The sequence below is a fragment of the Tunturiibacter gelidiferens genome (assembly GCF_051013345.1).
Classification (GTDB): domain Bacteria; phylum Acidobacteriota; class Terriglobia; order Terriglobales; family Acidobacteriaceae; genus Edaphobacter; species Edaphobacter gelidiferens_A.
Map to the genome: position 1 here is coordinate 965,377 of NZ_CP132939.1, position 20,072 is coordinate 985,448.

At 54.2% G+C, this 20,072-nt stretch carries 18 protein-coding genes and 1 pseudogene; 7 read left to right on the top strand and 12 right to left on the bottom strand.

Annotated elements, in window-relative coordinates:
- The first annotated feature begins 72 nt into the window (after nt 1-72).
- Entirely contained in the window at nt 73-909 is an 837-nt protein-coding gene (locus RBB80_RS04525) for a helix-turn-helix domain-containing protein (protein ID WP_433967101.1), read from the top strand.
- A gap of 566 nt (nt 910-1,475) precedes the next feature.
- Here RBB80_RS04525 and RBB80_RS04530 read toward each other — a convergent pair.
- Nucleotides 1,476-1,964: an NAD(P)-binding domain-containing protein gene (locus tag RBB80_RS04530; protein WP_433969492.1), complete on the bottom strand. Its 489-nt coding sequence runs from the start codon at nt 1,962-1,964 to the stop codon at nt 1,476-1,478.
- On the opposite strand from RBB80_RS04530, the gene RBB80_RS04535 reads away from it, so the two are divergent.
- Nucleotides 1,858-2,220, top strand: coding sequence for a hypothetical protein (locus RBB80_RS04535; protein WP_433970137.1), 363 nt, complete (start codon nt 1,858-1,860; stop codon nt 2,218-2,220). The two genes, RBB80_RS04530 and RBB80_RS04535, sit on opposite strands and share 107 nt — an antisense overlap.
- A 283-nt stretch (nt 2,221-2,503) precedes the next feature.
- Here RBB80_RS04535 and RBB80_RS04540 read toward each other — a convergent pair whose 3' ends face one another.
- Nucleotides 2,504-4,234: an IlvD/Edd family dehydratase gene (locus RBB80_RS04540; protein ID WP_433967102.1), complete on the bottom strand. Its 1,731-nt coding sequence runs from the start codon at nt 4,232-4,234 to the stop codon at nt 2,504-2,506.
- Between the two features lie 259 nt (nt 4,235-4,493).
- On the opposite strand from RBB80_RS04540, the gene RBB80_RS04545 reads away from it, so the two are divergent.
- The 5 genes and pseudogenes from RBB80_RS04545 to RBB80_RS04565 all read left to right on the top strand — a co-directional run bounded on the left by RBB80_RS04545 (nt 4,494) and on the right by RBB80_RS04565 (nt 8,187).
- The gene (locus tag RBB80_RS04545) at nt 4,494-4,769 is read left to right on the top strand and encodes an SMP-30/gluconolactonase/LRE family protein (protein ID WP_433967103.1); all 276 of its coding nucleotides are present in this window, start codon (nt 4,494-4,496) and stop codon (nt 4,767-4,769) included.
- A gap of 70 nt (nt 4,770-4,839) precedes the next feature.
- Nucleotides 4,840-5,379 (top strand): annotated as a pseudogene (locus RBB80_RS04550) (SMP-30/gluconolactonase/LRE family protein); the annotation flags it as partial.
- Between the two features lie 28 nt (nt 5,380-5,407).
- A complete protein-coding gene (locus RBB80_RS04555) occupies nt 5,408-6,151 on the top strand; it encodes an SDR family oxidoreductase (protein WP_433967104.1) in 744 nt (247 codons plus the stop codon).
- Nucleotides 6,152-6,214: 63 nt separating this feature from the next.
- Nucleotides 6,215-6,997, top strand: coding sequence for a FadR/GntR family transcriptional regulator (locus tag RBB80_RS04560; protein ID WP_433967105.1), 783 nt, complete (start codon nt 6,215-6,217; stop codon nt 6,995-6,997).
- Between the two features lie 35 nt (nt 6,998-7,032).
- Nucleotides 7,033-8,187, top strand: coding sequence for a Gfo/Idh/MocA family protein (locus RBB80_RS04565; RefSeq protein ID WP_433967106.1), 1,155 nt, complete (start codon nt 7,033-7,035; stop codon nt 8,185-8,187).
- 357 nt (nt 8,188-8,544) lie between these two features.
- Here the strand turns inward: RBB80_RS04565 and RBB80_RS04570 are convergent, their stop codons facing one another.
- The 10 genes from RBB80_RS04570 to RBB80_RS04615 all read right to left on the bottom strand — a co-directional run bounded on the left by RBB80_RS04570 (nt 8,545) and on the right by RBB80_RS04615 (nt 19,787).
- Nucleotides 8,545-9,285, bottom strand: a complete 741-nt coding sequence (locus RBB80_RS04570; protein WP_433967107.1) for a fumarylacetoacetate hydrolase family protein — start codon at nt 9,283-9,285, stop codon at nt 8,545-8,547.
- Nucleotides 9,286-9,371: 86 nt separating this feature from the next.
- The gene (locus RBB80_RS04575; RefSeq protein WP_433967108.1) at nt 9,372-10,283 is read right to left on the bottom strand and encodes a sugar phosphate isomerase/epimerase family protein; all 912 of its coding nucleotides are present in this window, start codon (nt 10,281-10,283) and stop codon (nt 9,372-9,374) included.
- Between the two features lie 80 nt (nt 10,284-10,363).
- Nucleotides 10,364-11,575, bottom strand: coding sequence for a c-type cytochrome (locus tag RBB80_RS04580; RefSeq protein ID WP_433967109.1), 1,212 nt, complete (start codon nt 11,573-11,575; stop codon nt 10,364-10,366).
- A 215-nt stretch (nt 11,576-11,790) separates the two neighbouring features.
- Entirely contained in the window at nt 11,791-12,771 is a 981-nt protein-coding gene (locus tag RBB80_RS04585; RefSeq protein WP_433967110.1) for a PQQ-binding-like beta-propeller repeat protein, read from the bottom strand.
- A 55-nt stretch (nt 12,772-12,826) separates the two neighbouring features.
- Nucleotides 12,827-14,227 carry a multicopper oxidase family protein gene (locus RBB80_RS04590; protein ID WP_433967111.1) on the bottom strand — a complete coding sequence of 467 codons (1,401 nt, stop codon included), beginning with the start codon at nt 14,225-14,227 and terminating at the stop codon, nt 12,827-12,829.
- A gap of 81 nt (nt 14,228-14,308) precedes the next feature.
- A complete protein-coding gene (locus RBB80_RS04595) occupies nt 14,309-15,085 on the bottom strand; it encodes an SDR family NAD(P)-dependent oxidoreductase (protein WP_433967112.1) in 777 nt (258 codons plus the stop codon).
- A 234-nt stretch (nt 15,086-15,319) separates the two neighbouring features.
- Entirely contained in the window at nt 15,320-16,489 is a 1,170-nt protein-coding gene (locus RBB80_RS04600) for a substrate-binding domain-containing protein (protein ID WP_433967113.1), read from the bottom strand.
- Between the two features lie 138 nt (nt 16,490-16,627).
- On the bottom strand, nt 16,628-16,987 hold the full coding sequence (locus RBB80_RS04605; RefSeq protein ID WP_433967114.1) for a hypothetical protein: 360 nt from the start codon (nt 16,985-16,987) through the stop codon (nt 16,628-16,630).
- A 92-nt stretch (nt 16,988-17,079) separates the two neighbouring features.
- Complete coding sequence (locus RBB80_RS04610) at nt 17,080-17,376, bottom strand: hypothetical protein (protein ID WP_433967115.1); 297 nt, start codon at nt 17,374-17,376, stop codon at nt 17,080-17,082.
- A 332-nt stretch (nt 17,377-17,708) separates the two neighbouring features.
- Nucleotides 17,709-19,787, bottom strand: coding sequence for a carboxypeptidase regulatory-like domain-containing protein (locus tag RBB80_RS04615; RefSeq protein ID WP_433969494.1), 2,079 nt, complete (start codon nt 19,785-19,787; stop codon nt 17,709-17,711).
- Nucleotides 19,788-20,072 lie beyond the last annotated feature (285 nt).

Consider the following 20,072-nt stretch of genomic DNA (forward strand, 5'->3'; position numbering starts at 1 on the left):
CAGAAAACGGCCTAAAATACTTTTATATAAGACGTTCGTCGATCACGAGCCCGCTGAGAAGGAGGGCACCTCGTGCGCACGATCCAGACAGCAAAGCCTCAACCTGAGCTGAGCGAGTTTATCGAGGTGTTTGCGCAGCGCGAGATGGACTGCGGCGGCGCAGCGTTCTCGCAGCCCAATAGCTCCAGCTTGCAGCAGGGGATAGCCTTTTACTTCGACGGTCAGGCGGTCCTTGACTATCCGGATGGCCGAAGCAGACTTGCTCCAAAGACTTACGTCTTCGGCGGGCTGACGCCTCCTTGCGGAGGCGTCAGTTTTTCCGGTCATGTCTTAGCATTCGCGATTTTCTTGAAGCCTCTCTCGTTATGGCCGCTCTTTCGCATCCCCTCAAGCGTTATTTTCAATAAGGACTACGACGCAGAGGACCTTCTAGGACGAGAGGTCCTGGACATGTGGTCAAAGCTGGCCGAGTGCGAGACCTTCGAAGAGCGCGTCCTTGCGGCCCAGCACTACCTGACGCCATTTGTCTCTCGTGCGCGTGGACGCACATTGATCGCAAGGACCGCTCATCACATGCTGGACCGCAAGGGCGCGGTCCGCATCGATGAGATCGCAGACCAGGCGAGACTCAGTGTGAGGCAATATGAACGCAGGTTTCTGGAAGAGATTGGGTTGACTCCGAAGAGCTTCGCACGAACGACGCGCTTCCAGCAGGCGCTTGACGCGAAGCGTTTCTTTCCAGGGCGGACGTGGTTAAGCATCGCCCACGAGTTTGGGTACTTCGATCAAATGCACATGGTCCGAGACTTTCAACGTTTGTGTGGAATTGCGCCGAGCGGCGTGCTCGATTTGAGCAGTGATTTACAGCCTTGGTCTCTTCCGGCGTACACGACATTGGAGCTGAGGTGAAGGGCCACGGTCAGCAAACCTGAAGAATCGGTATACGGATTGGTCCTGAGAAACGCGCATCTCGTCACCTACGGTTTCGTCATTCCTCCTCACGACGACAAAAAAACACCATAAGCTGACCATTTGGCCAAATTATGGTGTTTTTGACACCACCACTGACAAAGACATCATAAAGCGGCCAAAAACACGATAAGCTGGCCAGCCTATCCTGCTCCTCTTCAACACCAATTCTTACGCAGGGCCCACTGCAAAACATCATAAGCTGGCCGGGATCCCAATGTGACACGATAAGGTGGCCAACTTGCGTGGAGAAGAGTCCCTAAAGGCCGCTTCCATCGGCTTTGGTGGATACGTAAAATCCTCCGCTCCAATATCGATTCCAGCGACATCGGGCTCCAGAATCGCTGATCGGCGCTCCATTCTCTTCTCGCTTTACCCTGGTTGCCTCCTTATAGCCGGAGAGTGCGGCCCGAGGTGCGATTCCTTGCAGTCTCCTCACCGAGATCGCTGCAGTCTTCTGCAGATCTCATCACTGAACTGTCCATTATCGACTCGAGCGAGGTGTTTCACTGTGCAAGCGGGACTGGCTGCAGGTTTCCAGGCATCGACGTCCGCGTCAGCGGGCCACCCCGGAGCGTCTCAGCTTTACTCCTACAAAAATGGAGGAAGGTGTACTCAGCCGGAAGAAGTCCTGGACTTGGATTTCGGTAACGGGAAACGCCCCGGGCGCGGCGGGATTGACCGTATACCCCTTCGTATAAGCCAAGAGATTGATCCCTGAGCGCGGAACGACAGGTTGATCCAACGTGGTCAGCCGGTATTGGATTCTTAAGTCTCCAGTTGCTCCGGAGGTTGTAGGTAAGGTTGGAACGTTGCCGATCTCTGGAGAGATCTTTTGATACCTTCCTCGAAATGTCGTCATCACGAACCATGGTGAGGACGAAATCGTTGCCTTCCGCCGCTTCTCGCGCGGAAGCCTCTGTCTTTGCGCCAGAGTCGGCCAATCGTTTTACCGCCTCCGGAGCCAAGTCGCAAACGGTAGCCGGGAAGACCACCCGTGTTTCACCGGCTACTCTTGTCAGCGGCGAAGTTATCATGCTCGAGCCGCGCAGGATTGCGGCACGCCTGGCTGCACGAAGGGTCGCGTGGGAGCCGGGCGAAGAGGTTGGCGGAACGGTTGGCTACCAGGTCCGTTTTGACGAGAGGATCGGCCCACGCACGCGACTGTGGTTTGTCACGGAGGGTAAACACCTCCGTGGGTTGGTATTCTTCTATGCAGAGCTACCCGTCGGAGACGTTTATAACGACTAACCCAAAGGTCGCAGGTTCAAATCGTACCCCGCAATTAACGAAAACGCCAACCCAGACTAACCCACCGTAAGAAGACCACATGCGTCTCCGTTGGGTTGGGTTGTTTTTGGGCACGTTCGCATTGGGTTATGCCTTCCTCAATAGCTTGCTGACGACGGCCGCATTGGCTTCCCGCTTTGCTTTCATCAGCGCGTTGCCATAAACGTTCATCGTGGTCGAGATTTGGGCGTCCCGCATGCCTACGCTGAATACGCGGCGTCCAATGGCAGCGACAATTAGCTTCCTAGTGTGACTCGCGAGGGACGTGCGTGCCACGACATCCCACAAGGAAGTCCAGATCAGCTCCTTCAGATGCCTGCATTACATGCTCAACGTATAGGCGCTGATACCCTCCATGGACGGGTGGAAGATCCGGCTTCCAGGCAGCTCGGCGAGCGGCCAATTCATCTTCTGTTACCTCGAGATGTAGGCAACGCGCTGCAACGTCGATCTCGATGATGTCTCCCTCTCGTACAAGCCCAAGCGGGCCTCCAGCGGCTGCTTCGGGGCAGACATGAAGGACGACGGTTCCGTAGGCGGTTCCACTCATGCGTGCATCCGAGATCCGGACCATATCAGTGATTCCTTGCTCCAACAGCTTTGGCGGTAGCCCCATGTTTCCGACCTCGGGCATTCCGGGATAACCCTTTGGACCACAATTTTGGAGGACAAGAATCGAAGTTGCGTCAACATCGAGATTGGGGTCGCCGATCCTTTCGCGATAGTGCTCAATGGATTGGAAGACTATAGCTTTTCCACGATGTTTCATAAGGTGAGGCGACGCCGCGGAAGGCTTGATAACTGCTCCATTAGGAGCGAGGTTTCCACGCAGTACAGCTATGCCTCCCTTGGCCGTGACAGGGTTCTCCGTGGAGCGAATGACCTCATTGTTCCAGTTAGGAGCCTCTTTGCAGTTCTCCCAGATGGTGCGCCCGTTGACAGTCATGGCGTCGCGGTGGAGCAGTCTTTGGTCCCCAAGCTGTTTGATAACGGCAGGAAGCCCACCCGCATAGTAATAGTCCTCCATCAGAAAACGGCCAGATGGTTTGAGGTCTACCAGTGTAGGGGTGTCATGTCCGATGCGATCCCAGTCCTCCAGGTTTAACGAGATTCCGATGCGGCCGGCGATCGCAAGCAGGTGAATGACTGCGTTGGTTGAACCGCCCACCGCTCCGTTCACCCGGATTGCATTTTCAAACGACTCCCTTGTCAGAATCTTCGACATGGTTAGGTCTTCTCGTACCATGTCGACAATGCGACGGCCAGACATGTGCGCGAGGACCGATCGTCTTGAGTCGACTGCAGGTATCGCGGAATTAAAGGGAAGCGCTAGCCCCAGCGATTCCGCCATGGCACTCATTGTGGATGCGGTTCCCATGGTCATGCAATGACCTGCCGAACGGGACATGCAAGATTCTGCCTCGTAGAACTGTTCCATCGACATCTTGCCGGCTTTTACGTCTTCACTGAACCTCCACATGTCTGTGCCAGATCCGATGTCTTGTCCCTGAAACTTGCCATTGAGCATTGCACCACCGGAAACCACTATGGTTGGCACGTCGCAACTCGCCGCGCCCATGACCAGTGATGCCGTCGTCTTGTCGCAGCCGCACATCAATACGACACCGTCGATAGGGTTGCCGCGAATACTCTCTTCGACATCCATGCTTACAAGATTGCGAAAGAGCATGGCTGTGGGTCTGAGATTTGTTTCCCCTGTGGACATCACAGGGAACTCGAGCGGGAAGCCGCCTGCTTCCCAAACGCCGTATTTGACCCGTTCGGCCAATGCTCGGAGGTGGGCGTTACATGGGGTCAGTTCTGAGGCGGTGTTGCAGATGCCGATAACGGGTCGCCCGTCGAACACGTCCCCTGGAAATCCTTGGTTGCGCATCCAACTGCGGTGTATAAAACCATCTTTACCGGAGAGGCCGAACCACTCTGAGGATCTGTACTTTCGCTTTTCGCTGGGCATATGCGGCTTCCTCGTTATAACTATACGTATGATGTAATGGACAGACACAATTAAGTATATATATGATCTTCGACGAGCTTGAACAGGACGCTCAGCCACTGCCACACGAGGGTGTGAATCATGTCTTCATCTGCGCCATTCGTCATTCTTGGCGAACATTTGTTGAACGACATAATTCATTCGCATTCGCCAAAATCACAGCCGTGTAAGTGCAGTACACATTGCAGAGGTACTAGCATAATCGAGAGACGAGGTTCAGATGCTAAGTAGACTGCCCATCATTGATGGCGCGGTAGCGTTGGTTGCCGACTACGCGTGCGACACAGGGGAGAATCCCATCTGGCATCCATTTGAGCAAAAGCTGTACTGGTGCGACATTCCGAGAGGGTGGATCTTCCGCTTCGACCCGAGCACAGGCGCTCATGAACGGTGTTATGAGGGGCGAACGGTTGGCGGATTCACAATTCAGGCGGATGGCTCGCTTTTATTGTTCATGGACAGAGGAACAATTGCCATCTGGAGAGAGGGACTCTGACTGAGGTCGTTCCTTCAATACCAAGAGAAGAGAATTCTCGCTTCAACGACGTAATCGCCGACCCGAGGGGAGAGTCTTTTGCGGCACGATGTCCACAGAAACCCAGGCGGGAGCTTTGTATAGGGTCGACTTGGACGGTTCCGTCCATCTCTTACTTGATGGGATTCTCTGCTCCAATGGAATGGCATTTACTGCCGATGCAAAAGGCCTCTATCACACCGATTCCTTCGCCCGCGAAATCTCATATTTCGACTATTCCATTGATGACGGTTCGATCTCGAATCGCAAAACATTCGTGCGTTTTGCCGTTGGGGACGGATTGCCGGACGGGATGACGCGGGATGAGAACGGCGACCTCTGGTGTGCCTTGTGGGATGGAGGGTGTGTGGTGCAGATTTCGGCGGATGGTACTCAGCGGAGTCGAATTCTTGTCCCAGCGCCAAAGTCGTCAAGTGTTGCGTTTGGCGGTCCCGACTACAAAGACCTATACATCACGACAGCGGGCGGGAGCATCCGTGAGACTGATGGCGACTTTGCAGGAGCCCTCTTCAGAGTTCAGTGTGGAACTTCCGGTGTTCCTGAGTTCCTCTCACGGATTAGGATCTCGTAAGAGTAGAAAGGTGCAACAGAACAAACCTATGTCAAGACGACTAGAAGGCAAGACCGCTTTCATTACAGCAGCAGGACAAGGAATCGGGCGAGCAACCGCTTTGAGCTTTTCGCGTGAGGGCGCAAAGGTATGGGCTACCGATATCAATGAGGCCGCTCTAGAATCGTTACGAGCAGCAGATCCGTTGATTCAGACACGATTGCTCGACGTCCGCGACTCCAAGGCGATCGAAGAGATCGCGGTGAAAACCGGGCCGATGGATGTTTTGTTCAACTGCGTTGGCTATGTCCACCAGGGATCGATTCTTGATTGCACGGAGGACAACTGGAACTTTTCTTTCGACCTGAATGTAACTTCGATGTATCGGACGTGCCGGAGCTATCTGCCCGGAATGCTGGCCAATGGCCGTGGAAGCATCATCAACATGTCGTCGATTGTATCGAGCTTGAAGGGTGCTCCTAGTCGATTCGCATATGCATCGACAAAGGCAGCCGTCATCGGGCTGACAAAGGCGATTGCAGCCGATTTCGTGACAAAAGGAATACGGTGCAACGCGATTTGTCCCGGAACGGTAGAGACTCCATCTCTCGGAGACAGGATGGCGAGCACGGGGAATGCTGAAACAGCGCGTGCAAATTTCATCGCGCGGCAGCCGATGGGACGCCTGGGCACACCGGAGGAAATCGCTTCAGCAGCTTTGTACTTAGCTTCCGATGAGTCGAACTTCACCACGGGACAAGCGTTCATTGTTGATGGTGGCTGGAGTATCTGATTGCCTTGAGGTCAGACTCCTTTTCGTTATACATATAATAAATCCGTGAAAAACACCGACCAATTGAAATCTGCCTTTTTAGGCGAACGCCTGAAACAGGGGCTCCATCTGCGGATCGCAGAGTACCTCGGCGTTCAAATCATGAATGGCGAGTACGCTCCTGGCGCGGTCTTTCCGACTGAGGCAGCCTTAGGGACGTCGCTCGGCGTGAGCCGCACGGCCATCCGCGAAGCCATCAAGGTTCTCGCTTCAAAAGGATTGATTGAGGTGCGCCGGAAGACCGGAACACGTGTCAGGCCCGCGCAGGACTGGAACTCTCTGGATCCGGATGTCATCTCGTGGAAGTTCTCGGAGGAGAACGGAGTTCGAGGAGCGATCGGTGATTTGACTGAGCTTCGTCGAATCATCGAGCCGGGATGCGCATACCTGGCAGCGCAGCGCGCGAGTAAGAATCAGATCCTCGAGATCGAGAAGGCACTTCAGGAGATGGAGAGTGCGACGGGCAAAACCGAGGCAACTGTTGAAGCGGACCTCAGGTTTCATTTGGCAATCCTCGACGCGACTGACAACAGTTTTATGCGTCCCTTCGGAGCTCTGATTCAGGCAGGACTAAGGGTGAGCTTCAAGCTCACAAATGCAGATAAGAAAGCATACAGTCGTTCTCTCGTGAAGCATCGAACTGTCTATGCAGCCATTAAGAGTGGTAGTGCCGAGCAGGCGGAAGAAGCTATGCACTCTGTACTGCGGGGCTCTCACCGAGATATTGAGCGATCACTCGAGGGCAAGAACGTGAAGGTTTTGGAGCAGAAGAGGGCGCCTGGGACGAAGGGGCGGAAGCGGTCATAAAGAGTTCAAGAGCACGATTATTCGGAGAACGAGATATGAAGACTATAGGCATGGGGCTTGTCGGGCCGGGATTTGTAGGAGCACATCACATTGATTCGGTCCGCCGGCTAGGCTACGTGGATGTAGTAGCGATCGCGGGTTCGTCCGCAGAGTCGACCGCCCGCAAGGCAAAGCAATTAAATGTCGATCGCGCTTACGGCTCGTTTCAGGAATTGGTTGACGATCCCAATGTCCAGGTCATCCATAACACTACTCCGAACCATCTGCACTATCCTGTGACGCTGGCTGCGCTCAAGGCTGGTAAGCATGTTATTTCGGACAAGCCTCTCGCCTTGAGCGCGGAAGAAGCGAGACTCTTACTGGAGGCTGCGCATACGGCCGGCGTCGCTCACGTCGTCACGTTCAACTACCGCGGCAACCCCCTTGTGCAGCAAGCCCGCGGTATGGTTGCGTCAGGGGAACTTGGAAAGATTAGCTTCGTTCACGGTTTCTATCTGCAGGATTGGATGACAGACCCAGGAGTCTACTCATGGCGGTTGGACAGTGAAAAGGGCGGTGTGAGTTCGGCACTGGCGGACATCGGATCTCACTGGTGCGATCTTGCGGAACACGTCTCGGGAAGCAGAATACAATCAGTTTTGGCGGAACTGACTACGGTCGTAGATTCTCGTTATGCCTCTGCGGGCTCTGCAGAGGCTTCTGCTCAAACTAAGAACGAACAGGCTGAGCGCATCTCTGTTTCCGGAGAGGACCTTGCCAGTGTATTGCTGCGCTTCGAAAACGGTGCGAAGGGTTGCTTCTCCGTAGGGCAGGTGCTACCTGGACACAAGAACAATCTTCAGCTCCAGATCAATGGCGCTGCTTGCTCTGTGGGATGGCAGCAGGAGAATCAGAACGAGCTTTGGATCGGATATCAGAACCAATCGAACCGCCGTCTGGCAAAAGATCCGTCGCTGATGAGTGTCGCGGCACGTAAATATGCGCATCTTCCTGGTGGGCATCAGGAGGCATGGGCTGATGCCTTCACGAACGTGATGCGTGACGCCTATGACTGGATCTCGAACGGAGGTGCGCCGTCCGAGAAGCCTGGCGCGTTAGCGACATTTACGGATGGGTATCGCGCGCACCTGCTGATCGAAGCCATGATCAAGAGCCATCGCGACGGCGGCCGATGGACTGAGGTCTCATAGGAAGAGGCTAAGCAAGAAAACTGTATGGATCAGTCCTCGGACGGGCTCCGAAGAGTGTTCTGCGCGCTGAGGGTCCAGCAAGCTTGATAACCTCAATCGACTAAATCCACCAAGCGTCCGCCGGCGGTTCGGACAATATGCCTAGCTTCACCTGCTACCTCCGTGCGGCCCAAAGTTCTTGACTCGTAATCACAAGACTTGTTTGCCTCATGTCGCTTAGGAGCAAATTGGACGCGGGTTAGTTGACGTCCGTGCCGCTCTCCGCAATGGCCACTTGATTCTGTTGGCCAAGTCCTTCGATCTCGAGGCGAATCTTGTTTCCCGCCTTGAGATAGATGGGAGGTTTCTGCCCCATACCTACGCCCGGGGAGTGCCGGTAGAGACTATGTCGCCTGGCTGGAGGCTCATGTATTGACTTAGGTAGCTGACTAAACGGGACACTCCGAAGACCATCGTCTTTGTATTCCCGTGTTGAAATCGGTGGCCGTCAATCTCAAGCCACATGTCGAGCGCCTGGGGATCTCGAATCTCATCCGCCGTGACCAGCCACGGACCGATTGGTCCGAAGGTGTCTGCACTTTTTCCCTTCGTCCACTGCCCAGTGCCTTCGAGCTGAAATGCGCGTTCGGACACGTCATTGATCACGCAGTATCCGGCAACGTAGGACAGAGCGTCGGCCTCGCTTATATACTTCGCGGGCTTCCCAATCACAACGCCAAGTTCAACTTCCCAGTCGGTCTTGAGGGACCCCCTGGGGATCACGATGTTATCGTCCGGTCCGCAGATGGCCGAAGTCGCCTTCATGAAGATGACGGGTTCCTTAGGGACCGCCATTCCTGCCTCAGCTGCGTGATCGGAGTAGTTGAGACCGATGCAGATGAACTTCCCTACGAATCCGACGCATGCGCCGATCCGATGCTGACCTGCGACAAGTGGGAGATCTTCCAGGTCCAGGTTCCGGAGACGTTCGATAGATGCAGGGAGGAGAGCGTCCTTCGATATATCGGTGAGGATTCCGCTCAGATCGCGTATCTGGTTGTGCTGGTCGAGAACGCCGGGGCGTTCATTTCCTAAGGGGCCAAAGCGAAGTAGTTTCATGTTTTCTCTCGAGTGGGATCAACTGAAAATGAGTGCGATGTCTTGGGTGAAAAGGCGACGGAGCTACGGTGGCCCGATTGATACTCTTATTTAGAGATTGACTCGAGATACTGATAGTCCTTCTTCGCGGCTTCGATCGCGGTCGTGCCGATAAACGGGGGCTCTTGCTCTACAAAGAAGTGCTCCACTCCTGCAGTCTTGGCGGTTGCCAATATGGGCTTGTATTTGATGTATCCGGTTCCGAGTACGGTCCCTTGCGGTACTTCAGAGTGATCAAGAGAAGTGCTTGGTTTGGAGGGCTTGATGAAGTCTTTAATATGCACCATGCGATAACGATTCGGGTAGCGCTTGAAGTAGTCGACTGGATTGTAGCCAGCGGCGCTGATCCATCCGCAGTCAAGTTCTAGTTTCACTAGATTGGGATCCGTTGACTCGATCAAGATGTCATATCCAACTTTTCCCTGTCCCAGATCTTTGAATTCGGTGTTGTGGTTGTGATAGGCGAGTTGGAGACCGGCCTTATTGGCTGAAGCGCCCAGCTGGTTGAAGAAATCCGCCAATGCCTTGTATTCGTCTGCGCCGGCCTCGCCGCCCGACCCGTTTTGGCCGTACTTCCCAATAAACGAGCTCACCACATACCGGACGCCGAGTGTGTTTGCTTGTTCAAAGATCGGGGCCGGATCTCCGTCTCCAAAGTTGAAGAAATGTGTGCTATTGCATTTGAGTCCGGCCGTGTCCAAGGCTGTCTTGAACTGCTTTGCCGTGAGACCTGCGAAGCCCGCTCCTTCGACTTCCTTGTAGCCAATGGCTCGAATGGTAGCAAGAGTGCCATTGATGTCGGCCTTGAGTTCCTTGTCGACGGTGTAAAGCTGAATTCCGGGATAGGTGACAAGCGGCTCGGCCCAAAGCATTGGCGTGAGCGAGCCGGCAATAGCAGTGCCCGCAACCGTTACGGCACCTCTAGACAGAAATGTTCTGCGGGTCGTAGGAGCGATCATAGTGGGTTCCTTTCTCCTTCTGTTTCTTGATTGGCTGCCCAACTCAATGGTCCGCAACCGAGTCGAGCGGCAGCGGGACGTTAGGGTAGTGCAAATGCTACGTAAACACCCTTTGCGGGGGCAGTCTGATATCGCCCACCACCCGTGGCGACGACGACGTACTGCTTGCCATCGACCATGTAGGTTGCAGGTGTTGCCCTGCCAGCGTAAGGAAGTATGGTTTCCCATAACAACTTGCCGGTCTTGGAGTCGAACGCACGGAACTTATAGTCGTAGAGGGTGGCACCGATAAACACCACGCCGCCGGCAGTCACGATGGGGCCACCGTAGTTTTCCGACCCGGTGTTCTTTATGCCCTTGGCTGCCAGATCCGGATATTCACCCAGAGGCACCTTCCAAAGGTATTCGCCGGTATTGAGATCGATTGCGTTCAACGTTCCCCAGGGAGGAGCGATTGCCGGATAGTGATCGAGATCAAGGAACTTTCGATACCCGGTGAAGCTGTACTCCGGAGCTTGCTTGCGTAGAGGAGCGTTTAGGTCCGGTGCTCCGAGAAATTTCAGAAGAGCGTTGAGAGCATCCGGTTGAAGCTTCGGGAAGCCAGGCATCCTGCCGCGACCGTCATGGATTACGTCTACGAGTTGCTGATGTGACAGACGTTGTCCGACTCCCAAGACCATCGGAAAGGACGGAGGGATACCCTCTTGCTTTTCTCCATGGCAAATCGCGCACCGTTTTTCATACACGTCTCCACCGATGGAGTCCGGTTTCACAGAGCCTGTGGCCACGGATGCCATCTCTTTCTTATCGGTTGAAGGTGCGCTTGAACCGGCCCCTGGATTCTTGAGGTACGCCAACAACTTACTAAGCTGCGTATCGTCGAGGTTCGGAAAAGTCGGCATTCTTCCTTTACCGTGATGAACGATCGACTCTATTTGTGTGTCCGAAAGCCGTTTGTCGACACCGACAAGCGATGGGAATCCCGGAGGCGAACCTGTACGATCAGCGCCGTGACAAATACTGCACTGGCTCCGGTAGGTAGCCTCTCCAGGGTCTTTCACCGCGTTGATATCTTGCAGGCCACCGGTCCAGGCCATTTCGTTGGCGTTGATATAGATGACGCCAGTCTTGATATCAACGGCGGGGCCGCCCCACTCGGCTCCTCCGTCAAAGCCAGGAAAGAGGATCGTCTGCTTGTCGAGTCCAAACGGAACGAACTGTCCTTCACTGCGGAAGGTTCGAAATTGTTTGACGGCCCACTCGTGCGACTCCGGCGTGCGATTTGTGAGCATATCTTCGGTCAAGATCTGCCTTGCATATGGCTCGGGTTTTAGTGGATGGGGTTGCGTTGGCGATGTAACCTCTCCCGGCGTAGTGCTTGCGGGATACCTGCGTTCCTCGATCGGAAAGAGAGGAGTGCCGGTTTGACGGTCGAAAAGGTAAATAAATCCCTGTTTTGTGGTCTGGGCTACGGCATCGACGGTTTTTCCGTCCCGACGAACGGTCACTAGTGACGGAGCTGCAGGAAAGTCTCTATCCCAAACGTCGTGATGTACGCCCTGAAAGTGCCAAATTCTTCCACCAGTCGCAGCATCGAGAGCGAGCAGCGTGTTTGCGAATTGATCGTTGCCAAGACGGTCGCCGCCGTAAAAGTCGAATGCCGCAGACCCGGTTGGAATGTAAACGATCCTCTCTCTGCGTCGAGAGTCATACCAGCCCAGTTGTTCGCAGCTCCCGAATGCAGATAGGCATCTGTCGGCCAGGTTTCATATCCATACTCACCTGGATGAGGAATCGTATGGAACGTCCAACGGGTGGCTCCGGTGTGTACGTCGTAGGCTCGAATGTCGCCAGGCACTGCCGGCAAGGTTTCAGGCATCTCGCCACCGACGATGATCAGGTCTTTGTAGATGATTCCCGGAGTGGTAAGAGCTATCGACGCAAGCTTGTAATCACCGCGCAGCCCTTTTCTCAAATCAATGCGACCATTCTCTCCAAAATCGGCAATGGGTTTCCCAGTCTTCGGATCGAGCGCGTACAGATAGTTCATTATGCCGGCAAGAAGCCGGGCATCCTTGCCATCGGTCCAGTAAGACATGCCGCGCACAGGCTGTTCGGCTACTATTCCTGAGTCAAATTTCCATAGAAGTTTGCCAGTAACCGCGTCGAGCGCAATGACCTTCTGAGAGGGCGTGTAGGAATACAAGGTTCTCCCTACAACGAGTGGATTCGTCTCCATCCCTCCGTCTTCGCCTGTCTCATAGGTCCAAGCTACCTTGAGCTTCGAGACGTTCTTGCGATCGATCTGGTTAAGCTCTGAATAGTGATCGTTGGAAGGCTGACCTCCGAAGCTGGGCCAATCAGTAACGACAGTCTTTGATGCAGCGGGAGAGTGATGTGCCGAGGCACCCGGTATCCAGCGACTTCCTGCAAAGCATGCCAATAGGACAGTAGAAAGAATCACCGCGTTTGTCGTTTTAGTTTTCATCGTGCCTCCCGCCCCCTGACCACTGGTCGGGAGCTGCGGCCGAAAGTTCTGAAATCTAGCCACCATACTTGATCAACTGCATGAAGCCATAATCCATATGCAGCTGCTGATGGCAATGAAGTAGAGTATCTCCGGGGTTGTTCGCCACAAAGTCAACTGCCACGCTGTCGAGCGGCATGACGTTGATGACATCCTTGTATAAGCCGCTCAGTTGTGTGTCGCCGATACGAGTAACCTCGAACGTATGTCGATGGAGGTGCATTGGGTGTTGATCGCCACTTCCGTTGCGAAAGATCAATCTGCAGCGCTCCCCGGACTTGACTACGAGTGGTTCGATATTGGGCCACGATTTGTTGTTGATCGTCCACGTGTCGAACTGCGACCCCTGAACTGGGCCGACATCGCGAAATGTTAATTCAAACTGCCTGTCAGGCGCCGCAGCCTTGGATTGCGTACCGAACTGAATGTAATCCCATTCCGAGGGGGCAGGGTCCTTCCAAACGGGAGATGCAGATTGGCCGGCGTATTCGACGACTACTCCGAGACCCATCGCGCGCGACTTCTGGTTGGTTGATCCAAGAGTCCAGACTCCAGGGTTGTTCATCTCGACAACAGCGTCGATGCGTTCCGCCACTGACAGAGATACCACTTCAACGGAACAAGGATTTGGAACTGGATTTCCATCAAGGGCGGTGATCCTAAAGGTGTGTCCCGGCAGAGCCAGGATGACATTCTCGGTTGCGCTGGCGTTCAGCAGTCTCATGAGTATGCGTTCGCCATGTCTGACACGGATTGGTTCCCCGGCGCCAAGCATATGCTCGTTAATAGTGGCGTACTTGTAGACGACATCGGACCCCGTAGTCTGGGGGTGATTCGCGGACATTTCGCGCATCGTCTCCACCATGGGGGCGAGGGATGGTTCCCAATGATGGATCGCAAGATTAACCTCGCGATCGTAGTCCCCACGATCTCGCCCATCATCGATCAAAAGGAAGCCGAACTGACCGCTATACGATCCCAATGCCAAATTTGCGCCAGCCATTGCGTGGGTGTGGTACCAACGAGTTCCGCCGGGATTGGGCGTCACATGGTAGGTAAGTGTTTGTCCGGGAGCAATCATCGGAGAGCCTTCTTCCATGGCCCCGTCGTTGAGGGTATCGGTCGCGAGACCATGCCAATGGACGAGGTCAGCGTTCGAGGTCGCGTTCTTGACCTCGATTGAGATCGGCTTTCCTTTGCGGACTCGCAAGACAGGGCCAGGTACCTGGTCGTTATACGCCGTAGTCTTGATGCTGATGCCCTTTGCAATCTCGAGTGTATGGGGAGCAATTTTCAATTTGAGATCTGCAGGTCTTGCGGGTTCGGCTACTGCTGATTCGAGGGAGGTGATTGCAGGTCCCAACGTCGCCCCTCCGACAAGCCTTCCGGCTAGTCCTATAAACTCTCGGCGCTTCATTGTTTCCCCCAGGGATGCATATGTAAGGAGTGGATCGAAGTGAGGAAATGCGGGCAGCAGGAAGTCATGTAGTCTCCGCTCCTAGACCCAGCCGCCATCGACGATGAAGCCTTGATTGGTGATACCTGAGCTGTCGTCGGCTGCGAGGAACAGAACCATCCTGGCGACGTCTGACGGAAGGATGGATCGGGCTAGTGCTTGCCTATCCATGATCTCCTCCTCATACTCAGGGCTCCACCAAAGCTCCTTCTGACGTTCGGTCAGAATGGCTCCTGGCAAAACACAGTTCACCCGAATGTTCGAGGACCCGAGTTGATGGGCCATCGCGCGGGTCAGCCCGACGATTCCCGCCTTGGCAGTCACATAGGCCGGAAGACCGGTAGAAGGGATCATCCAGGCAATCGAGCTCATATTGATAATCGAGCCACCTCCCGCCGAAGTCATTCCGTCACTCACAGCTTGGATTGCGAAGAAGTGATGCCGGAGGTTCACATTCATTCGGTTGTCCCAATATTCCGTGGTTACCTCGTTCAATTGATGCCTGTCATCGTTGGCAGCATTATTGACCAGGACTCGAATCGGGCCGAAGTGGTCTTGGACCTTCTGTATCGACGACTTCAAAAGGTCGATGTTCGTGATGTCGCACGCAACAAACAGGGGCTTGTGGGCTGACCGACCGTCGAGACAGTGAATGAGTTTTTCCGCTGGCCCGCTGGCTATATCCAGAAACGCTACTTTGGCCCCCTGCAGAGCAAACTCCTCGACCATCGCAGAACCAATTCCGGACGCTCCCCCAGTAATCAGTGTCGTCTGGTCGCGCAAGCTCGGATAGTGGGCAAAATGTTTGTTTCCGTTCATCTCTTATTTCCTCTGAGGCTGCTCCGCGGTTTGAGGTGGAATGGGCTTTTGTATATCCAGGCAGATGCTGATGATTCCCGAATCGTCGGACTGGGGTTGCAAAAACCATACCCCGCAGGGTACCTACTACAAGCATCCCAATTCAATGATTCATCTTTATCTAAATTAGTCATCCGTTTATAGATTTGCGTAAACAAATTATGCTGTCGTTTGGAGCAAGGAAACTTGACGGTCTCAAAGGGTCGGAGTGCGCCGATATCTTCCAGGGGCTTCGCCGTATGTCCGTACGAAAAGAGTCGTCATATGTTGCACCGATTTGAATCCGGTTTCTGAAGCAATCTGCTTCAATGGCAGATCCGTTTCTGACACGAGTCGCTTTACTCGTTCCATGCGCGTCTGAGCGATTGCCGCGTGAATTGAATACCCTAGAGCAGAAGTAAAACGTGTCTCAAGTCCACTCCTGGAGATTGCGACCGCATTTACAACCTGTGGGACTTTGATTCCTTCTGAGGCATGGTCGCGTATGAAGGTCATCGCTTCTGAGACCTTAGGGTCATCGATCGCCAACACATCTGATGACTGTCTCGTCACGATGCCGGTGGGATCCGAGACGTAGTGGCGCCTCCGTGAATGGTGACCTTCGATCATCTGCGCAAGCAAAGCGGCGGCTGCATAGCCTAGCGCCTTGGCGCCCTGCTCCACGCTGCTAAGAGGCGGGCTGCTCAGGCGGCACAAGAGCTCGTCGTTGTCGACACCCACGACCGCAACATCATCGGGCACCGCGATTTCGAACGCGCGACACGCTTCGAGCACCTGGCGTCCGCGGTTGTCGTTTGCCGCCATGACACCAAGAGGTTTGGGAAGTTCTTGCAGCCACTCACCCAGAGATCGTTGGAAGGTAGCCCAGTGGTGATTGGATCGAGGGAAACGATCGAAGACTGCACAGGTGGTCGCCCGTTTTCGCAGATAACTCACGAAGGCATCCTGGCGCTCCTGCGACCAACCGTTAATCGGACTCTTGGCATAGCCACAGTAGGCGAAGTGCTTGAACCCGCGATCAAGCAGATGGTCAGCTGTAAGCGTCGCGATGGCCCTGTTGTTTGTGTAGAAGTATGGGATAGAGCCTTCAACATACCATCCGTATCCGCCCCCAAAACCAACGACTGGCAGTCGTGCCTGGGTGACCTGCCGGGCAATTCCCGGATCGTCAAAGTTGCCAATGATTCCGTCACCCTCCCATGACTTCAGGTCGGGTAGTCGCTGGTCCTTAAGCGCATTCTCTTCAATAAAGACGCTGTAGTGGTCGTTCTCTTGAAGGTACGCTGCCACTCCCGACATCACTTTTAGGTCATACGTCGATCGGGCGTCATAGATGAGTGCGATCCTTCGTGTCGTGCGGGCCATGGGTACTATTAGTAGCCGAAACAAAGCTGGCTGACCAACTTTTGCTTGCGGCGAGAAAGTTCTGTCATCAACAAAAGAGAAACGCGCCACGGTCAACAGTGGCGCGTATTCGGAAGCTCGCTTGCAGAAGTCTCAACCCTAGAAGTCGTATCTGAGTGCGAACTGTGCGATTCGTGGGTCACCGGCACTGGTGATTTGGCCAAACGATGGAGAATTGAGCGTCGTATTCGGTTGGCCAAGATTGGTCCAGTTCATCAGATTGAAGAGGTCAGCGCGAAACTGGAAGGCGCCGAACTCACGAGGCAGGCCAAACTTCCTCATGATGGAAATGTCGTTCTGGAGCGCTCCTGGTCCAACAATTGTGTTGCGTCCCACTGTGCCGAACGTACCGGGAGCAGGTTGCGCAAAGGACGATGTATTGAAATATTCAGCTTCCAGAGTCCGACGGGAGCGACCGAAGTCGAGGTTTGGTGGCCCAATGAGATTTGCCCGCTCCATGCCACCGTTCGGACGAGAGTAACCGATCAGAGCGTTGTCCTGACCCGAGTAGACGGACTGAGGTAATCCGCCGTTATATCGGAAGATTCCGCTCAGCCTCCACCCCCAGCTACTGCCTTAAGGAAGCCATTTCCTTGCGGAGTTGGGATGTCCCAGATGCCATTGATAGCAAAGATTTGACCAACATTGAAGTCGGAAAGTCCACGTTCAGCCCGTCCCCAGTTGTTCGGGTCCTGTGCACCTGATCCAAGCAACGATTGAGACCTGTTGTCGATCGATTTGCCCCAGGTGTACGAGCCCTGCACCGAATAGCCATGGGCAAACCTCTTTTGCACACTCGTCTGGAGCGCATGGTAGTTTGCATTGGTATCGGAGAAGAGGCCCGGCATGCTGCCGTAGTATTGAGGAAAGATCGGGCGCCGCGACTGTGCGTTGTCTTCCGTCGCACCCGACTTATAGACCCCGGCGTTGATGTCGCGGGAGTCATAAAGATGGTGCGATACGGTTCCAACATAGGCGACCTCAGCAAAGACGTCTGTGCCAAATCGATGCTGGATATTGAGATTGAATTGCTGAATATCCCCCGGTCGATAGTTCGGATCGATGTAAGACTGAGTGATGCCCGGGAACGGTCCGAAGCTCGGATGCTTCGGGTCATAGGGTATGGGATCCGTTTGACTTCCCCAGGGATTTTCGGTGGAAGGCGGCGCGGTGCTGAAGCTTACGAGGAACGGTTCGTTGTTCGTTTGAATAGCTTCGACTTCTTCGTTGATTGCGGCATGAAACAGTCCCCATGCGCCGCGTAATGACGTTGAGCCGTCGCCGAAGATATCCCACGCAAAGCCGATGCGCGGTTCTGCACCCCCTTCCAGCCTTGGTATAGTCCTGGCAGGACGCCCTTGTCTCCAGGAACGACAAGTTGCGGCGGAGCTGTCGGGTACACCGTGGATTGAGCGCCGGGTGTATAGGTGAAGGTCGAAACGTTTCCGTGCTTTTGGGTCCAGGGCGTTTGGTACGCCCAGCGGAGTCCAAGATCGACGGTAAGCCTTTTGGTCAGATGGTAGTTGTCTTGGATGAAGGGCTGGACAACGGTGGAAGTGCCGTCGTCGATAATCGTAGTCGTGACGTTGAAGTTTTGCGGACGGCCGATCAGGAAATCAGCCGCTGAATTGCCCGTGTACAAGCCAGTAAAACTCAACCCCATCGCGGGATAAGCAAGGTCCCCATTTCCCTGGTAGTTGATCATGATGCCCGTCTGAATGTCGTGTTTTCCGCGAATCCAAGAAAGTGTGTCATCGATCTGGCGAAAATACGACGGTTCATCGATGAACCAGCCCGAACCCAACGAGAAGCCGCTTGTGCTGATGCCCGGAGTCTGAGGATACGGAGTGAAGCCATTGGCATTGATTCCGAGTTGCTGGGCCGATTGGCCGTTCTTCGTGGTATCCGAAATTCCTTCCGGACGGGAGTACGAAAACTGGGCCTGGTTGAGTAGATTGGCGCTGAAGGTGTGAGTCCAATTGACCGCATAGCTCTGGAAGTTTCCGCTCGACGGGCTTGCGAAGAATGGAATCGACCCTGGTGAAACGCTCGAAGTGTTGTTCCGGAATAAGCGGAACCATACTCTGTCCTTGGCGCCGATAGCCTGATCGATCTTGAAGATATACTGGTTCGCAGTGGTGGGGACGGCTTGCGCGAGCCGTAGACTTCCATCGGGCTGATTGGGCGTCGGTACATACAGATTCAGCACGTTTGTCGCAACGCTGTCGATTTGGTTAGCGGGGATTTTGTTGCCCGGGTACGGTAGACCAGTTGCGGGGTTCACGATGACTTGAGTAGGGAGCAATGCCGAAAAGTCGCCGGTGCGTTCAGCTGCAGTGAGCGGAAAAGCAACTGTCAGCGCCTGTTGATGAATTCGAAGGCCTTCATAGCCAAAGAAGAAGAACGTCTTGTTTTTACCGTTGTACTTTGGCAATAAGACGGGACCACCGATATCACCACCGAACTGGTTCTGGCGAAGCATGGGCTTTCTCGTTCCGGCAGGAGTGAACGCATTAGCAGCATCGAACGCGTCGTTGCGCAGATATTCCCAGAGGCTACCGTGGAATTGATTTGTTCCTGACTTCGTCACTGCCAGAATGACGCTGCCACCGGCTCTGCCATAGTTGGCGCCGTAGCTGTCGGTGAGCACTCGGAACTCTTCCAGGGCGTCTACCGTCGGAAGATTCTGGCTTGTATTCGAGATGGCATCGGTGAAGGTCGTGCCATCGAGCATTAGGTTGGCAAAGTCGGTTCGGCTTCCGGAGATGCTAAATGACGGACCGCTACGTGCCCATGTGACATATGTGGGAGTACTCGAAACCGCCACGCCAGGTAGAGTTCCAAGAAGTCCTAAAGCATTGCGGCCGTTCAGCGGAAGGCTATTGAGGCGAGCAGTATCGATCGTCTGACCCAACGTCGCGTTGGTTGTTTCGATATTCACTGCGTTGCCTTGAACCGTTACAGATTGGTTGACCGCACCGATTTGCAACGGAACGTCGATGCGGATGTTTTGTGCAACTGGAATGAAGATGTCAGTCTTGATAAACGACTTGAAGCCTCTCGCTTCTACGGATACCGAGTAATGACCGACTGGCAATAAGGGAATCGAATAGGTTCCCTCCGCAGTCGAGAACGCATCTTTGATGAAGCCGGTTTCAGTATTGGTCACATGGACCTTTGCATCAGGAACACCTGCACCCCCTGATCGGTCACTACACCCAACAGCGATCCTGTGGTTTGCGCCCGCGCGCTTACACAGCCTAGAAGCAAGATCAACGAAACAAAGAGCTTTCCAACTCTTGCACTGCGCGACTGGCTTGTCCGACCTTTTCTATCAATCATGACGATCCTCCCGTACGTATAGGCTGAACCACCTGAACCGATCGACCGGCCGAAAGAATGATATGACAACGGTCGAGGTGCTTACCGACGGCAGATGGGTTGAGCTTGATTCGGGAGAACGTTACTCGGCGAAGATCACTACCTGCAATGCAGCTGATTTATGTAATTTGGGCAATGATTTACAGAATTTAACAAACGCAAT

What these genes read in the sequence shown, in the direction of transcription:
- RBB80_RS04575 (WP_433967108.1), bottom strand. Translation starts at nt 10,283, where the DNA reads ATGATCGCTCCTACGACCCGCAGAACATTTCTGTCTAGAGGTGCCGTA.
- RBB80_RS04580 (WP_433967109.1), bottom strand. Translation starts at nt 11,575, where the DNA reads ATGCTCACAAATCGCACGCCGGAGTCGCACGAGTGGGCCGTCAAACAA.
- RBB80_RS04595 (WP_433967112.1), bottom strand. Translation starts at nt 15,085, where the DNA reads ATGAACGGAAACAAACATTTTGCCCACTATCCGAGCTTGCGCGACCAG.
- RBB80_RS04545 (WP_433967103.1), top strand. Translation starts at nt 4,494, where the DNA reads ATGCTAAGTAGACTGCCCATCATTGATGGCGCGGTAGCGTTGGTTGCC.
- RBB80_RS04600 (WP_433967113.1), bottom strand. Translation starts at nt 16,489, where the DNA reads ATGGCCCGCACGACACGAAGGATCGCACTCATCTATGACGCCCGATCG.
- RBB80_RS04570 (WP_433967107.1), bottom strand. Translation starts at nt 9,285, where the DNA reads ATGAAACTACTTCGCTTTGGCCCCTTAGGAAATGAACGCCCCGGCGTT.
- RBB80_RS04605 (WP_433967114.1), bottom strand. Translation starts at nt 16,987, where the DNA reads ATGGAGCGGGCAAATCTCATTGGGCCACCAAACCTCGACTTCGGTCGC.
- RBB80_RS04565 (WP_433967106.1), top strand. Translation starts at nt 7,033, where the DNA reads ATGAAGACTATAGGCATGGGGCTTGTCGGGCCGGGATTTGTAGGAGCA.
- RBB80_RS04590 (WP_433967111.1), bottom strand. Translation starts at nt 14,227, where the DNA reads ATGAAGCGCCGAGAGTTTATAGGACTAGCCGGAAGGCTTGTCGGAGGG.
- RBB80_RS04555 (WP_433967104.1), top strand. Translation starts at nt 5,408, where the DNA reads ATGTCAAGACGACTAGAAGGCAAGACCGCTTTCATTACAGCAGCAGGA.
- RBB80_RS04610 (WP_433967115.1), bottom strand. Translation starts at nt 17,376, where the DNA reads ATGCCGGGCCTCTTCTCCGATACCAATGCAAACTACCATGCGCTCCAG.
- RBB80_RS04585 (WP_433967110.1), bottom strand. Translation starts at nt 12,771, where the DNA reads ATGAAAACTAAAACGACAAACGCGGTGATTCTTTCTACTGTCCTATTG.
- RBB80_RS04540 (WP_433967102.1), bottom strand. Translation starts at nt 4,234, where the DNA reads ATGCCCAGCGAAAAGCGAAAGTACAGATCCTCAGAGTGGTTCGGCCTC.